The sequence below is a fragment of the Laspinema olomoucense D3b genome (genome assembly GCF_025370785.1).
GTDB classification, from domain to species: domain Bacteria; phylum Cyanobacteriota; class Cyanobacteriia; order Cyanobacteriales; family Laspinemataceae; genus Laspinema; species Laspinema olomoucense.
The window spans coordinates 90584-107676 of sequence record NZ_JAMXFA010000012.1 but is presented as its reverse complement, the minus strand read 5'-3'; the positions used below and the strand labels follow the sequence as shown (position 1 = coordinate 107676).

10 protein-coding genes are annotated in these 17093 nt (G+C 48.4%); 6 read left to right on the top strand and 4 right to left on the bottom strand.

Annotated features, from left to right (window positions below; all coding sequences use genetic code 11):
* Positions 1-3 precede the first annotated feature (3 nt).
* Together NG792_RS11095 and NG792_RS11090 are read right to left on the bottom strand one after the other, a co-directional pair.
* On the bottom strand, positions 4-1587 hold the full coding sequence (locus NG792_RS11095; protein WP_261198215.1) for a B12-binding domain-containing radical SAM protein: 1584 nt from the start codon (positions 1585-1587) through the stop codon (positions 4-6).
* A gap of 294 nt (positions 1588-1881) precedes the next feature.
* Positions 1882-2220 (bottom strand): FmdB family zinc ribbon protein, encoded by a 339-nt coding sequence (locus NG792_RS11090; RefSeq protein ID WP_261198214.1) that lies wholly within the window; start codon positions 2218-2220, stop codon positions 1882-1884.
* A gap of 347 nt (positions 2221-2567) precedes the next feature.
* On the opposite strand from NG792_RS11090, the gene NG792_RS11085 reads away from it, so the two are divergent.
* The 5 genes from NG792_RS11085 (at position 2568) to NG792_RS11065 (ending at position 12992) form a co-directional block, all read left to right on the top strand.
* A complete protein-coding gene (locus NG792_RS11085) occupies positions 2568-3524 on the top strand; it encodes a glycosyltransferase family 2 protein (protein ID WP_261235479.1) in 957 nt (318 codons plus the stop codon).
* 792 nt (positions 3525-4316) lie between these two features.
* The gene (locus NG792_RS11080) at positions 4317-4586 is read left to right on the top strand and encodes a hypothetical protein (RefSeq protein WP_261235478.1); all 270 of its coding nucleotides are present in this window, start codon (positions 4317-4319) and stop codon (positions 4584-4586) included.
* A complete protein-coding gene (locus NG792_RS11075; RefSeq protein ID WP_261235477.1) occupies positions 4586-8101 on the top strand; it encodes a response regulator in 3516 nt (1171 codons plus the stop codon). The genes NG792_RS11080 and NG792_RS11075 overlap by 1 nt, the downstream gene beginning before the upstream one ends.
* Positions 8102-8431: 330 nt before the next feature.
* Positions 8432-12250 (top strand): response regulator, encoded by a 3819-nt coding sequence (locus NG792_RS11070; RefSeq protein WP_261235476.1) that lies wholly within the window; start codon positions 8432-8434, stop codon positions 12248-12250.
* Positions 12251-12377: 127 nt separating this feature from the next.
* Positions 12378-12992: a class I SAM-dependent methyltransferase gene (locus tag NG792_RS11065; protein WP_261198208.1), complete on the top strand. Its 615-nt coding sequence runs from the start codon at positions 12378-12380 to the stop codon at positions 12990-12992.
* Positions 12993-13259: 267 nt separating this feature from the next.
* On the opposite strand, the gene NG792_RS11060 is transcribed toward NG792_RS11065, so the two are convergent.
* Positions 13260-14150, bottom strand: coding sequence for a PIN domain-containing protein (locus tag NG792_RS11060; protein WP_261235474.1), 891 nt, complete (start codon positions 14148-14150; stop codon positions 13260-13262).
* A gap of 219 nt (positions 14151-14369) precedes the next feature.
* Positions 14370-15878 (bottom strand): site-2 protease family protein, encoded by a 1509-nt coding sequence (locus tag NG792_RS11055; RefSeq protein WP_261198206.1) that lies wholly within the window; start codon positions 15876-15878, stop codon positions 14370-14372.
* A gap of 662 nt (positions 15879-16540) precedes the next feature.
* On the opposite strand from NG792_RS11055, the gene NG792_RS11050 reads away from it, so the two are divergent.
* Positions 16541-16870, top strand: a complete 330-nt coding sequence (locus NG792_RS11050) for a DUF3493 domain-containing protein (RefSeq protein WP_261235473.1) — start codon at positions 16541-16543, stop codon at positions 16868-16870.
* Positions 16871-17093 lie beyond the last annotated feature (223 nt).

Here is a 17093-nt window from a genome sequence, read left to right as displayed (position 1 = left end):
GAATTAAGCTACAGCAGACTCTTCTCGTTCCAGTTTATATGCTTCAATCTGCTTTTGTTCCGCTAAATATTCAGCTAGTTGACTTTCAATTTGGTCTCGAACAATGGTTCGATATTCGCTGAAATGTTCAAAGAGTCCGCACACGGCTAAATAATGATCCACTACCCGGGGATTATGGCGCAGAAGAGTAACCAAATAAAGCCAGAATTTCCAACGGGTAGGACGCACAATTCCTTGTCGCCAGCAAATGGTTAAAAATGCCCGAATGGTGGGCCAGTTGAGGCGACGCCTCGGGACGGGATTCCGGGGTTTACCCATGATCATAAAATGGCGGTAGGTGCGGTCTAAATAGCGTTGGGCATCGTAGAGTTGCCAAAATCCCTCAATGTATTCCCGGGCAATCTCTTCCAGAGGTCGGGTGGGAATGAAGTTCATTAAGGTGGTTTGGTTCCCGTTGGCAATTTCGGTATTTAAGCGACCTTCTTTTTGTAATCGATGCCAGAGGGCGGTATGGGGAAGGGCTTGCAACATACTGAACATCGCCATCGGAATGGAGGTATTTTCGACAAACTGGACGATGCGATCGCCCGCCCCCGGTTTTTCTCCATCAAAGCCAATAATAAATCCCGCCATCACACGCATTCCCGCTTGGGTAATCGTTTGGACTGAATCACTCAGAGAATCTCGGGTATTTTGAAACTTTTTAGTCAGGGTTAGGCTTTCTTCGTCGGGGGTTTCAATTCCTAAAAATACTACATAGAAATTGCACTCCACCATCATGTCTAGCAATTCGGGATCTTGACCCAAATCAACCGAGGCTTCTGTAATTAACCGGAAGGGATAGCGATTTTTTTCTTGCCAAATTTTCAACTCTTTGAGCAAAAGTTTAACGTTCCGCTTATTGCCAATAAAGTTGTCATCGACCAGAAAAACTGCTTGAGTAAACCCCAACTCTAAGAGGCGATCGAGTTCGGCTAAAATTTGGGAGGGATGTTTAGTGCGAGATTTGCGTCCGTAGAGGACAATAATATCGCAGAATTCACATTGAAAAGGACAACCCCGAGAAAATTGAATCGCCATCGTATCATAGGCATAACGATCCAATAAATCAAAGCGGGGTATGGGGGTTTGCGTCACGTCGGCTTTTTCACCGTTAGCGCTGAAAGTGCCAGTTTTTTCTCCTCGTTTGAGGGCTTCAATAAACAGGGGAAGAGTGATTTCCCCTTCATCTAAAATCAGGTAATCCGCACCGGCTGCAGCGGCTTCTTTGGGGAGGGATGTCACGTAAGGACCCCCAACAGCTACGGGCTTAGAGCGGCGTTTAGCTTCGCGAATCAGGGCCAGAAAATCTTCTTGTTGAACAATCATGGCCGATAAAATTACTAAATCTGCCCATTCCCATTCTTCCTCGGTGATGTCACGAATATTGCGATCGGCGAGTTTATATTCCCATTCCTGGGGTAACAAGGCGGCAACGGTGACTAGACACAGGGGCGGCAGGAGGGCTTTGCGATCGACTAAAGCTAAAGCTTTTTCAAAGGACCAGAAACTTTTGGGAAAAAGTGGATATAAAAGTAAGACACGCATGAGTTGTTTCCGATATACAATAAGGACCCGGAATGCAAAGACTTGAAAAGTGGTTCTTGCCCTTCAATATAGGCGAAATTTTAGAAAATGGCCGGTATTTTAAAAAAGGCTATCTTAAAAATAGGGGTTTTAAGCGGAACATCCTGGGTAAATAGTCTTTTCCAGGTGATGGGAGAGGATGGGTACTGGAGAGTAGAGAAGGGACAAGAAACCCATGCAAAATTAAAAAAGAGCTGAGGATTTACCACTCAGCTCTTAGACAGAAACGGTTAAGGGATCTATTATGGTATGGATTTAGTCGCTTATTTTCTTTTTCAAATCAGGATAGCTGCTGCGATCGCCGGGTCGAACAATCCGACTTTCTCCATCGGTGGCGGTGACATTTTCATAAACCCCATCCTCCCGTTTGACCAACTTGCTGAACCCATGACTTTTTAGTTCACTGTTGCCTGTGGGAAACATCACCGCTGGGGCGCTGATCAGACGTCGCACGGGTGCAGATAGAGGCGTCTGCCCGGGTTCGAGGTTTGCCAACTGGCACAATTCTCCCCAAGTTTGCGCTTTATCTTTAATGGAGTGAGTCACGTCCAGTTTTTGATTGGTACTAGGACAGAAATAAGTATAGAGCGGCATAATCTGTCTGTTGCAGTTAGCGGGTATATGGTTTGGCACTTGAGTGTTAGTTTGCTTTAATCATAGCAGATGGGGGGGTGGGGTATTGGTCATTGGTCATTGGTCATTGGTTATTGGTCCTTTGTTGATGGTTGATGGTTGATGGGGAAGAGACGGGAGAGGTTCAACGTCCCAACTTGCTGTCGTTTCTTCTCCCCCATCCTCCCCATCCCCCCCATCCTCCCCATCCCCCCCATCCTCCCCATCCTCCCCATCCTCCCCATCTCCCCCATCTCCCCCATCCCCCCCATCCTCCCCATCCTCCCCTCCAAGCGCTAAAATTTAAGCGCTCAATACGCAAAGGTGCTATGACGAAACTAATTATTCAAATTCCCTGTTATAACGAAGAACAGACCCTGGGGCTTACTCTCAGTGAACTGCCGCGTCAGTTACCGGGGATTGATAAAATTGAGTGGTTGGTGATTGATGATGGGAGTCGCGATCGCACCCTGGAAGTGGCCAAAGCTTGTGGGGTGGATCACATTGTTCGCCTTGCTAATAATCAAGGTCTGGCAAAGGCATTTATGGCAGGATTGGAAGCTTCTCTAAAAGCAGGGGCTGATATTATTGTAAATACCGATGCAGATAATCAATATTGTGCAGAAGATATCCCGGCTTTGATTCACCCTATTTTATTAGGAAGTGCGGAAATTGTAATCGGTGCGCGACCGATTCAAGATATTGAACATTTTTCTCCCATTAAAAAATTCTTGCAACGCCTGGGAAGTTGGGTGGTGCGTCTGGCTAGTAATACGAGAATCCCCGATGCACCGAGTGGCTTTCGGGCCTTTAGTCGGGAAGCGGCGATGCAGTTAAATGTTTTTAATCAATATACCTATACGTTAGAAACGATTATTCAAGCGGGGCAGAAAGGAATGGCGATTACTTCGGTTCCTATCCGCACCAATGGAGAGTTACGACCTTCTCGATTAGTCAAGAGTATTCCGAGCTATATTCATCGCTCTATTTTAACTATTTTCAGAATTTTCATGACTTATAAACCCCTGCGGTTCTTCCTGATTTTAGGAAGTTTTCCCTTGGGTTTAGGGGTGGCCTTGGGGTTGCGCTGGTTAGGTTTCTTTTTAATGGGAACTGACCGGACCCGAATTCCTAGCTTGATTTTAGCAGCTATTTTAATTCTAATTGGCGTGCAGCTTATTATTTTGGGTTTGGTGGCTGATTTGTTGGCGGTGAACCGCAAGTTATTAGAAGATATTCAACTGCGGATGCGTCGGGCTAACTATGCTAAACCGGAGGAAAAATGAAGGGCGATCGCTGAAAGATTTGCTTTGCGGGTCCAGATTTGCCAGTTCGGTTAAGCCCGGGGGTTATCAAGGTGAGGACGTTGAAGCGCCGGGGAGTCCTCTGTTGATAAGAGGGTACATCGCGGGGTTTAAATATAGCAATAGGACCTAATAAGGGTAAGCCCGATTACTGAACTCAGGGTTCACTTCGGGCTCAAACTCCATTGGTCGGTGGGTATCCGCAGGTGATTTGTTGTTTTACACTTATTGGTATGATGCCTCACCGTGAGCTGGGAGTTTTCACGGCGATCGCCCTCGGGCCAGTTTAATGGACCGGAAGCAGGGTAAGGCAGAAAACTATTTTTTAGGGAGCTGAGTCAAGGGGAATAAATCTCTCCATGAATGAATAATATAGAACAGATTTTTCCAGAAAAAATGTAATCTAAATTACGTTTAGGGGGTGAAATCTAATCATTTTACAGAGACTTGATCAGAATCACGGAAGTGAGAATATTTAAAGAAGTTTAAGATTTAATTAAGCTTTGAACCCTGGGAGCGGGGGTTTAAAATTAGTGGTAAAATTAGCCCAAACCTAAACTATTCGTAAAAAAATAAACAGTAAGCGTCATCTTCCTAACGGTAGATTAAAAGGCTTCCCGGGAGAAATATAGTGCGCCTTTCGGGGTGAGGAGGGAAAACCCGAAGCCGACGGGTATCAAAAGTTGAGGAAAAGGTAGAGAGAAGGACAGGAAGGCTAGAAAGAAGTTCGTGGGCTGTGATCCGGGAAATGTATTCAATATCAAAGTGATTTGTATGCTCCAGGGAATGGGAATCAATCGCTATCGCGAGACGGTGTTAAACGGCAGCTACGATCCTCACATAGTGGGGCTGTCAATGGGGATGGCGATCGCGGTGTTTGATCGGGAGATCGCCTTGGATGGACTAATTCAGACAGAACCGCGATCGCACCGAGGTGAGTTGACAAGGGGTGTCGCCATCCCCTCAACTGGGTTTGCTGGAATGTATTTAACCGGATCCACCCTCGGGAGAGGAACCAGCCCTTTACCGGGGAGGTTAGGATAATGCTGTCCCTGTTGGTGATGGCGATCGCTGCTGGGATAGGTGTTGCGGTTATTAATGGTGAAGTCATGAAACGGGACCTATTGAGAGTTGAGCATCAAATCAGGGGAGGGGCGATGGCGACCCCGGTTCTCTGGATCCTCGCTGTAGCCCCAGGGGTTAGCCTAATCCTCTTCACCATCTTAGATTGGGCTGGAATCGCCCCCCCATTTTTCGGACGTGATGGGGACTCTCTGGCAATCGCGACGGCGATCGGCAACCTGATCCTAGTCAGCACCATCCCTCGTTCCACGTTTGTCAAACCGGACATCAGCGAACCTCCACAAACCCCCATTCCCGAGAAGATGGGCGATCGCCCAGACCCTCCCGACGGATCCGGCTTTGAACTCACCCCCCGTCCAGAAGTTGAAGCCGAATTAGCACAAACCAGAACCTTTCTCAATTCAATCATTGAAAATATGCCCCTCGGCTTATTTATCAAAGACGCCACCACCTTAGAATTTATTCGATGGAATAAAGCCAGTGAACAACAATTTGGCTATTCCCAAGAGGAAGTTTTAGGCAAAACCGACTATGACCTGTTTCATCCAGAAGAAGCCGATTTTTTTACTCAAAGCGATCGGCAAGCACTCTTAACCCAACAAATGGCAGATATTCCCTTAGAAATTGTTCAAACTCCACATCAAGGGATGAGATTGCTTCATACCCGTAAAGTCCCGATTATCGATGACACTAACACCCCAAAATATCTCATGGGAATTTCTGAAGACATTACCGATTGGGTTGAAGCCCAGGAGGAAATTATCAAGCAGAATCAACGGGCTCAACTCTTTGCGGAATTGACCATCAAAATTCGTCAATCCTTAGATATAGGAGAAATTCTTCAAACCACCGTTGAAGAAGTCCGACAAGTTCTCCACGCCGATCGGGCGATCGTCTTTCAACTGATGGCGGATGGCACAGGAATTGTGGTCAAAGAAGCTGTCGTTGAAAGCTGTCAGCCCCTATTAGGAAATCAGATTACCGATAGTTGCTTTCCCAAAACCTATTTAGAACAATACAAACAAGGGCGAGTCAATGCCATTTCCGATATCGAATCGGCAAATATTCACTCTTGCTATCAGGACTTGCTCAGAAGAATTGGGGTCAAAGCTAACCTAGTCGTGCCATTACTCCAACGGGATGCCCCAGAGGAGCCGCTGCGGGAACGATTGTGGGGATTACTGATAGCCCATCAATGCTCCACCCCCCGCCACTGGACACAATTTGAAACCGAACTTTTGCAACAACTTGCTAATCAAGTCAGCATTGCCCTGTCTCAAGCTCAACTGTTGGCAGAGCAAACCCGCATCTCCCAAAAGCTGGCAAAACAGAACACCATTTTAGCGCAGATGAAACAGGCTGCGGTTGCTGCTAATCGGGCAAAAAGTGAGTTTTTGGCCAGTATGAGCCATGAAATCCGCACTCCCATGAATGGGGTACTGGGAATGACGGGATTGCTCCTGGCAACGGAGTTAAATCCGCAACAAAAACACTATGCTCAAACAATTTTTTCCAGTGCAGAAAATCTGTTAACAGTGATTAACGATATTCTCGATTTTTCTAAATTAGAAGCGCGAGAAATGCATCTTAACCCGATTGATTTCGAGTTAGATGAATGTATAGAATCCGTGGTGGATTTGATGGTTGCGCCCGCCCAGGAAAAGGGACTGGATTTGGGAATTTGCATCGATCGCAACGTTCCTCGCCATCTGTTTGGAGATCCGGCGCGGTTGCGGCAGATTTTGCTGAATTTAGTCAATAATGCGATTAAATTTACCGAAGTTGGGGAAGTGGCGATCGCCGTCTGTGCCGTCTCAGAAGATTCCGCCTCGGAAGCAGATTCCGTACCCCCAGCGCAGCGCAATCCCGTCACCCTGCGATTTGCCGTCACTGATACGGGAATTGGGATTTTACCCCAGGATCAAACCAAGTTGTTTCAATCTTTTTCCCAAGTGGATAGTTCCTCAACCCGCAAGTATGGCGGTACCGGGTTAGGACTGGCTATTTCTAAACAATTGGTGGAACTGATGCAGGGTAAGATAGGCGTTGAAAGTGAATTGAATCAGGGTTCTACCTTTTGGTTTACCGTTACCTTGCCGGTACAGCAAAATCGTACAGAACGGGAAAATTCCCGGAGTACACCCTTGGAGATGAAGTCTCTGAAACTGCTGGTTGCGGATGAGAGTGCGATGCATCGTCAGTCGGTGCAGCATTTTGCCGATCGCTGGGGAATTACAGTGGATCAAGTCATGGACCCCCAGAGTGCCGTGAATGCCTTGCGCGCAGCAGCCGCGCAGGGAACCCCCTACCATGCACTCCTAGCGAGTGTGAACCTACTGGAGGGCGATCAATCAATCCTGTTACAGGCCCTCAAGAATGAGCCAAATTTGGCGACAACCCGGACGATCGCCTTAGCTCAGTTTAATCAACGGGCGATCGCCGAAGCCTTAGCACCCCATTGGGTCAGTGCTTATATCATCAAACCCCTACGGGGCTCTCAGTTTATAGCAAGTTTGCAGCAGGTTTTAGAACCCACAGGAACTTTGAGCGATCGCCCCCGAGGGGCGCAGGGAGAGTCCTTCTCCTTGGCCCCTCCCCCTTCGGCCCCCCTGAAAATCTTAATTGCCGAAGATCACGAGATCAATCAACAAGTGATTGTGTTTCAACTCAATACCTTGGGCTACCATGCCGATTGTGTCAATAATGGTCTCGAAGCCCTCGATCGCCTTGCCTGTGAAGATTATGATATCGTCTTTATGGATTGCCAGATGCCCCTGAAAGATGGCTATGAGGTGACCCGAGAACTGCGACGGTGCGAGGGAAACCGCCGTCATACCATCGTCATCGCCCTGACGGCTCATGCGCTCAATAGCGATCGCCAAAAGTGTCTAGCAGCCGGAATGGATGACTACATTAGCAAACCCGTCCTCCTCGAACAATTACAGGCAGCATTGGATCGCTGGATTCCCCAGATCACGCCCCTTCAGCGCCCGGAATCCAATTTGATAACCAACTCCCCAGGGGAAGCCACTTTCAGCCCCGATGTGAGCAGTTCTGACACCTTGGGACCACTCGGATCCCTATCCCCGAGAGATTTACCCCAGGGAACCCTTGAAGATTCCCCCATTGATTGGAATCGTCTACAGCAGATTTCCCGAGGTAAACTGGAATTACAAGAACGCCTGTTAAGAGCCTTTGTCGATAGCCTGCGGGGGGATATTGAGGTGATTCGTTCCGCCTGCGATCGCCAGGATTGGAATACCGTGGAGTTAAAAGCTCACCGGATTAAAGGAGCCAGCCTAAATATGGGGGCGCGGGCGATCGGGGCCATTTCTACCCAAATCGAGGACCAAGTGCGGGACCAGATGTTTGAAGAAATCACCCCCTTATTGTTGAGTTTAGAATCTCAGGTCGATCGCCTAGGAACTTGCACTCAATCTCTCCCCCGGCGCTCCGTTAACCCTCGCTCAGGCTAGGCTTTTTATAACTTGCGCCCTTGAATCAGTGTCAATCTACCTCCGGTCCCCTCCCCGGTGTGTTGGGGAGGGCGATGGGAAACCTACAGTCAAAAAGCTTACTGCCTAAGCTTTACAACATTGTGGTCAAAAATCTAGCCCAGTCAGCAGGGGAGGGGCTTTAATTGCCCATCATCCTTGATAACAGGTAATACAGGAGTCCTAAAATAGAGATACCCTCCGGTTTTTGTGGAGATCTCATTCTCCACCGGAGGGTTAATTACAGGGGTGTAGAAATTGAACCCTTGCCAACAGAATTCCGAGGTGGATGAGCCACTGAATTGATAATCTATGTGTGACCAAACTGTCGTGACCCCATTTAAACTGCCTTCTTGCTTGTCTGTGTTGCGATCGCCTATTTGGATTTTCGATCTCGAACAGTTGCAACTGTGGTGGGCGAACCCTGCCGCTTTGCAACTCTGGGGTGCAGCGACTTTGGAAGAACTCAGACAGCGAGATTTTCGGGAGATTTTAGGGGCAACCCGCCCCCGATTGAAGGGCTATTGCAAACGGTTTAAGTCTGGGGAAACGGCGATCGAACAGTGGACATTTTATCCCCAGGGAGAAGCGGTGCAGATTGCCTGCCTTTGTTCTGGGATGGAAATTGACCAAGGGCGTTTGGCCCTCTTGGTAGAGGGGGTGAGTCCCGGGATTTTCCCTCACACCGGCGTTGTCAACCCAATCCGATCCGAGAAGGCGTTACCGCAGAAAACCGATATAGGACCCCAGGCAATTGTCGTCCGTCAGATTACCGATCCCCTCACGAGCAAAACCATTGCTCTAATTCAGGACAATGATTTTCCTGATACGGGGGGCGATCGCCTGCCATCCGCCCATCCCACCGAGGTGGTGAACCCTCCTGCCACGGATGTGCCCAACCGGGGTAAACAACAGTCCCGTGAGAAGAGCCTGGAAGCAACCATCACCCTGCAACAGGCTATTTTAGATAGTGCCAACTACTCGATTATTTCTACGGGGATGGATGGGATTATTTATACATTTAATGCCACCGCTGAACGGTGGCTGGGTTATACAGCCGAGGAAATCGTGGGGAAAATGACTCCGGCAATTCTCCATGACCCGATGGAAGTGGTCCACAGAGCGCAGGAACTGTCGGAAGAACTGGGGGTGGAGATAGCGCCAGGGTTTGATGTGTTTACGGCTAAAACCCGGGACGGGAAACCGGATGAATATGAATGGTCGTATATCCGCAAAGATGGCAGTCGGTTTCCGGTATTGTTGTCCATCTCGGCCCTGCGCGATGGCACGGGAGAAATTACTGGATTTTTGGGGATTGCCAGCGACATCAGCGATCGCAAGCGGATCGAAGCGCAACAGAACGAAACCGAGGTGGCGTTGCGATCGCTCATTGAGGTGCAAGCAGCGGTAGATTTAAGCCTGCAAGAGCGTCTTGAGCGGATGTTAGTAATGGGTTCTCAGCGATTTAACTTAGAAATTGGGATGTTAGGTCGCGTTGAGGGCGATCGCATCGAGATCCTCGCCACTTGCTATCCTCCAAGCAGTTTGTTTAAACTCTTTCCCGGGGATGCGTTCAATTTAAGTCAAACCTATGACGCCTATCCCCTCTCCCAACAAGCGACACTTTGTATCGAATCCGCTGGACAATCGGAGGTATGGCAAACCCATACAGCCTATCAAGTCCGGAAACTTCAAGCCTATATTGGCACGCCGGTTTTCGTTGCCTCAGAACTGTACGGGACTCTCAGTTTTACTAGCCATACCCCCCGGGATACTGCATTTAAAGACAGCGATCGTCAACTGGTAACCTTAATGGCGCAGTGGATCGGCGGGGAAATCGAACGAGATATGGCTCAGAATGCATTCCGTGCTGAATATCAGCGCACTTTGTTACTGGGGCAGATTACCCGAGAAATTCGCCAAAGTTTAGATACTCAACAAATTTTACAAACTGCCACGGATTTAATGGGTCGGGGTTTTCATCTGAATCGTTGTGTGATTCTCTCTTATAGCCCGGAAGCGAGTACGGTAGATACCGTGGCTGAATATCTAGAGCCTGGGTATCCATCGATGAGGGGTATTCAAATTCCCGTGCAAGGGAATCCTTATATTCAAAAGGTGTTTGCCCTCGATCACGGTGTGGCATCTGATGATGTGAATACAGACCCCTTGCTAAGGGAGGCACTCCCCCTGTGCCATCAAGCTCAAATTAAGTCGATGTTAGCCGTTCGCACCTCCTATCAAGGAGAACCAAATGGGACCATTGGCTTGCATCAATGCGATCGCTTCCGCCATTGGCAACCCCAGGAAATTGAACTACTCGAAGCAGCAGCAGTGCAAGTGGGCATTGCTTTAGCTCAATCGGAATTACTTGAGCGCGAACGAGCAGCGCGATCGCAACTCGCCGAACAAAATCAAGCCCTAAAACAAGCGCGAGAATCCGCTGAAGTCGCCAACCGTGCCAAAAGCGAATTCCTCGCCACCATGAGTCATGAAATCCGAACTCCCATGAATGCCGTGATAGGCATGACGGGGTTATTACTGGATATGAATTTAACCGAGGAACAGCGGGATTATATTGAGACAATTCGCACCAGTGGCGATGCCTTACTGACGATTATTAATGATATCCTCGACTTCTCTAAAATTGAGTCCGGCAAACTCGAACTGGAAAATCATCCCTTTAATTTGCAAAATTGCATCGAAGAAGCCTTAGATTTATTTGCTCCAAAAGCCGCAGAAAAAGGGCTGGAGTTATTATATCAAATGGAAGTCACCACGCCCAAACAAATAATCTCCGATGTCACTCGGGTCCGGCAAATTTTAGTCAATTTAATTGGAAATTCGGTCAAATTTACCCACAGTGGCGAAATCGTCGTATCTGTCGTTGCCACGCCCTTAACTCCTGCTGATTCTCAAGCCCAACTTGCCACTTTTTTAGACAGCGCTAATGGGAAAATTTCTTCGGGTTTACCGCCACTCTCCCTAGATGAGTCCACCCCCGATGCTTATGAGTTCCAGTTTTCCATTCGCGATACAGGAATTGGGATTCCCCCCCATCGTCTCGATCGCCTCTTTCTGCCCTTTTCTCAAGTCGATGCCTCAACCACTCGTCAGTTTGGCGGGACTGGACTGGGACTGGCAATTTGCAAGCGTTTAAGCGAATTAATGGGGGGTCGAATGTGGATTGAAAGTGAGGAAGGGGTAGGTTCTACTTTTTACTTTACCTTAATTGCTCACGCCAACCCCAAGGCGATCGATTTCCCTGAATATGAGCATAGCGATCAGTCCCTGCTGAAGGGTAAAAAACTTTTAATCGTCGATGATAACGCCACAAATCGACAAATTTTGCTCAAACAAACTCAAAATTGGGGAATGTTCCCTCACCATGCTGCATCCGGATCCGAAGCCTTAGCCATTTTAGAAGTCAGCAATCATTTTGACCTCGCCATTTTGGATATGCAAATGCCAGAAATGGATGGACTAACCCTCGCCGCGCGGATTCAAAGCCAACCGCAATGGCAATCCCTCCCTTTGGTCATGTTCACCTCAATGGGTAAACCAGAATTATTAGAAGTCGAGGGAATTTCTGTTAAATTTGCAGCGTTTATTAATAAACCTATTAAACAGTCCCAACTGTATAATACCTTAATTCAAGTTTGGAATGAAACAGCCTCCAACAGTCCGGTAAAATATCACTCTATCCCCCGTTCCAAGAAGCCGCTGATTGATGCGGAAATGGGGAACCGGCTTCCCTTAAAAATTTTATTAGCCGAGGATAATATCGTCAACCAGAAAGTGGCCCTCCGCATCTTGGAACGCATGGGATATCGTGCCGATGTCGCCAACAATGGACTTGAAGTCTTAGAATCGTTGCAGCGGATATCCTATGATGTCATCCTCATGGATGTGCAAATGCCCGAAATGGATGGGTTAGAAGCGACTCGTCAAATTTGCAAAAAATATGGAGAACGTTTGCACTTAAATAAACCAAAAATTATTGCAATGACTGCCAATGCTATGCAAGGCGATCGCGAAATTTGTCTGCAAGCGGGAATGGATGATTACATCACCAAACCCATTCGCATAGAAGAGTTAATCAAAGCATTATCTTTAGTCAAAACAGCATAATAATGAGTAGACCCCTTGCCAAATGCTCTCAAGCCGATTAGCCTTAATAAGGGGTAAAAAGGGGGAGCAATCCTTTTTTTTGCAAGAGGTCTAGTATCAATCCCTGTAGGAAGTCTTCTAATCAATCATGAAATTTTATTCCCAGGTTATTCTACCCAAGCTGATGGATATTACCATGTCCGATCCGCGAATCTCCCAGTATAGAGAAGAGGTTTTATCTAGCGTATCCGGCAATGTGTTAGAAATAGGGTTTGGGACGGGATTAAATTTGCCTCATTACCCAGAAACAGTCCAAAAGCTCACCACGGTGGATCCGAATCCAGGCATGAATCAGTTGGCTCAAAACCGGATTGAGTCCTCGAATATCGATGTAGAAGTTCGGGTCATCAGTGGGGAGAATTTACCCTTTCCCGATGAGAGTTTCGATAGTGTTGTTAGCACTTGGACCTTGTGTAGTATCGCCCAAGTGGAACGGGCTTTAGCAGAAATTCACCGGGTTCTGAAATCCACAGGAAAATTCTTTTTTTTGGAACATGGATTGAGTGAGGAACTGAAGATTCAAGGTTGGCAAAATATCCTCACTCCTCTGCAAAAAATGGTGGGGGATGGATGTCATCTGAATCGTCCGATTCAAAGTTTAGTAGAAAATCAGTTTCAGATTCTGGAACTGGAGCGCTTTTATGCGCCTAAGATTCCTAAAACTGTGGGTTATTTCTACAAAGGGGTTGCGGTAAAAGGATAGGAGGGGAAACGACAGCAAGTCGTTACTAAGAACATGGAGAAATTTTCGTTTCCCGCTTTTTTGGTGATTAAACATCGCGCAAAATTCACTCAAGCCGATTGCCGTTATTAAGGGGGTTGATACCAAATCCGCTTGTTAAAAGTCGTTTTTATCCCATAGCGGGCTGAGGCAGGCTTTGTCCCTGTAGACCCACCCTTGAGGGTGTGGGTTTTTATAGGTCTTTGAAAACCGGATTCCGTATGAATCCGGTATTTTGCCCGATGTTGATTATGATACTCCTGGGATGGGGGGTAATTTTTTTAACTGGGGCTGGATTTGCTTTTGCCAAAAGGGGTTAAAGGTTTCGGGAAAGGCCATTTTCCACATAAAGCCGAGGACGGTAATCATGAATGCTGCCATGACTAGGGCGACAAGTGCGGTACTTAGTTGAGCGAAAATATTGGATTTCTTGGGTTTGACGTAAAATCCGTGTCGGCGATTTTGGAGAGCATAAGCCGAATCATCGATGATTTCTTCCTGGATGGGGATGGGTTTGGGTCGCTTGGCTGCTGCGGGACGTTTGGCGGCAGGTTTGCGGGAGGCGGGGGCTTTTTTGTGGCTTTTGGAGGGCGATCGCGCTTGGGATGCGGTACTCATTCCCGAGGTGTCATCACTTTCTTCCCTTCTCTCCACCTGCTGAGTCACCACCTCCGGTTCCTTATTCGCCCGAGACCACTGTAACAACATCGCTGAGGTAATCCCACAAAGATTATTTTGGCGTAAGGCAGCGATCCGTTTAAGCAGGGGTTGTCCATTGCAGACAAAGACGACGATCGCATCTTCCCGCTCTAGGGCCACACCATAAGCAGCCTCGGCTATTTCTAAACTTAACCGGGCAGTGGAACTCAGGGCAGCCCCTTCAGGGGGTGTTAACTTGCGATGGGTAGCTGTGGCGGTGGTTTGCTGCCATCCACTTTTAGGCCAAAATCTCATAAACTCTTTGGCTGCCTTCTCCTGTCCCGGTTCGGCAGCACTATCGGCGAAATCTTGCATCGCTTCAAAGACAACGTTGGGGACAAAACAACTCCCCACCCGTTTGTAATCTTTCCAAACCTTGGTATCACCGGCTAACAGAGAGGTTGTATCAAAAACAAGTAGTATCTGGGGTCGCGCACTCATGATGTTAAAGGGGGGGTAAAAAAGGAAAAGGAAAGCGGGAAAGCCGGAACGCGATCGGGTCGGTTTTTTAAAAAAAAGAGAACAAGAAACCGGGTTTCTCGCCCAAACTTGTTGCTCATGACGTAAAGATTTTTCAAGAAACCCGGTTTCTAACTTCTAGGGTATCGAGGACCTCAGTATTGTTCTGCGGTCCGGTGCCCTTGCTTTCTCCTTCTATTATTATCCGCCAATTCCTAAACGACCGGCCAAGGAGGTACTCAGGGGGAGTAAGGTTGCGATCGTTAAAAATAAGGCTAACAAAGCCAAGGCTGCCCGGGCGTCATCGGGTTCTTTAATTTCGTTCAAACTGGGGCGTTCTAAACCCCGTTGTAGGAAGAGAATCACGATCGCCCAATATAAGGCCAATGGATTGAAGAAGGCGGCGATCGCCAAGACAATTGCCGTGGCGATCGTGGCCCGTCCCGCAATGGTCCGTCCGTAGACCGCTTGGACAATTCGGCCCCCATCAAGTTGACCCGCAGGCAACAGGTTAAGTGCGGTAATCACTAATCCCAGCCAACCAATCACCATCATTGGATGAACCGGGACCAAGGGCTGATTCAATGCCGGACCCAGCACAACTTTTGCTAAAGAACCGACTAACACAGACCCTTGGAAAAACTCTGCTGGAATTTGGAACAAGCTGCCTTCATGGGACAGAAGTAAACCCAGGATTAACATCCCCAGGGAGACTAATCCACCGGCAGCAGGTCCGGCAAAGGCCACATCAAACAACACTGTTCGGTTCGGCAAGAGGGTTTCAAAGCGATTGATTGCCCCAAAGGAACCTATTTGCCAAGTAGGGATGAAAAAGGGCCAGCTTAAGCGGACGTTATTTTTCTGGGCGATGATCCGATGGGCAATTTCATGAGAAAGCAAGACTGCCCAAATTCCCAAGGTCAGGGGGAGCACTTCCCCAAGGCGTTGGGGATTGGTAAAGAAGTCGAATCCGAGGAATAATCCAGCGGTTTCTAAACTGGTGAGGATAGTAGCGACAAATAACACTACCGCTAGAATTTTTTGTCCTCGGGTGGAGGGTTTGGGGTCGGAGGTACTGGGTAAGACGATCGCCACGGGTTTTTCGTCAGGATTGGGGACTAAAAATAGCCGATAGCGATCGCATAAGCGTTCTTGGAGGGTCTCGGCGAGGCGATGGTAAGCCTCATCCGGATCCCCGCGCAGATTTCCTTTAAAAATTGCCCCTTCTTGATAGGAAATCGTTTCTGTGGCAAAGAAGGTATCAATGCCAAAAATCCCCTGGATCTTTTTGAGGTCTTCTTCGGGAATTCGGACGAACTCCGGGGCGATCGACTTGAGTTGATCTTCCACACCGGGACTCGTTGGGTTCTCAGAGTTGGCCCCCACAGGATTTTGATCAGACTGCAAGCGTTTGGCGGCCCGTTCTCGCAGGACCTCATCCTGACCCGCTGCCCGCAGTTGTTTGCCCAAATAGATGTACAATCCCGCAGAGGCGAGAACCAGCAGCAGAATCCCCACTAAGTTGAGGTAGATTCCGGCGGAGAATAAGCCAAAGAACAACAGCCAAGGGAGCATCAGTACCGCAGACTGTAACCAGGCTAAGATGCCGAGTTTTCCAAAATCCCTAGCACGATAATATCCCCACCCCAAGATTCCGAGGGCGACCAACACGATAGCAATTGTTGCAGCATTCTCTGTTGCGATATCCATGTCCTCAATGTAAATGCTTGTCAGACACCGCCCGGGCGATCGCTCATGATCGTCCCACTCCGACAAATCAGGCGGTTGAACCCGCTATTTGTCGCAGAGGTACGCTGTGAAAAACGCCGGGGGATCGATTCCATCTTACCGAGTCATCTACACTCCCCGATAATCCCCCGCACAAATTCTCTACAGGGATGAGTTTTAAGGGATCAGTGGGTGTTTATAGACCCTGGTGATTCTCCGGTCCCCTCCCCTGTGTCTTGGTCCGGGTTAGGGTGGGGTTCTTCTTGGGCGATTCCCTACGGGAGAGCTTCCGCTTACCGCTACCTCACACACTCATAAGGAGGCGATTCCCTACGGGATAGCTCCGCTTACCGCACCTTTCTGGAGGCTGGTCCAACTTCTTTCTACGCGCAAGCGCGATTGTGCGTGGACCCTTTGGACCCTTGACCCACCCATTCTACGCGCAAGCGCGATCGCGCGTGGACCCCACCCTAACCCGGACCAAGACACAGGGGAGGGAACCATCAGGTGCAGTTAATAGTAAGGCAAATCACCATGAGCGTAAAAACCCTGCCGTTGTAAGCTCTTGCCCCCTGGGGTTCCGAGAACCCCATTGTTTTGGATAATGGAAAGGCGAACCTCAACCCTTTGTTTTTGTAAGTCTTATGGCTGATCAAACTCCCGATTCCCCTACCGGGTCCTCCCGCAGTTCGGATCCCACCCGCCCTCCTTCTGGCAACCCTACACCCCGGGGTAAAGAATCCCTCCCGCCGGAAAAATATGCTCGGTTAAGGGCTGAAGCTGCTGCGCCCTATAAGGGACTGCGTAAATTTGTTTACCTAGTCTGTGGAGCCTCCGGTGGCATTGGCGCTTTTGTGTTTCTGGCGCAACTATTAGCAGGTCGGGAAGTTGGTTCGGCACTGCCTAATTTTGCTTTGCAACTTGGGATTATCGCCCTAATGGTGTGGCTCTTTCGGTTAGAAAAGTCAGACTGAAGTCGCTGCCAATGCTCGATTGTTCCGCTCCAGTGGGGAGGACGATCGCGCTTTTACTCTACCGTGCTGGGGACCATTTGTGCGGATCAAGTCTTTTTCTGGCTTAGCGCTGTTAATGCTCCCCCGGTGGGTTTCTCTTAAATGTTTCTGATCCCTTGATAAGAATATCTAATTTCTCCTGCACTTGCCCGTGAGGTAAAATCTTCCTAAGAACACTATCCAT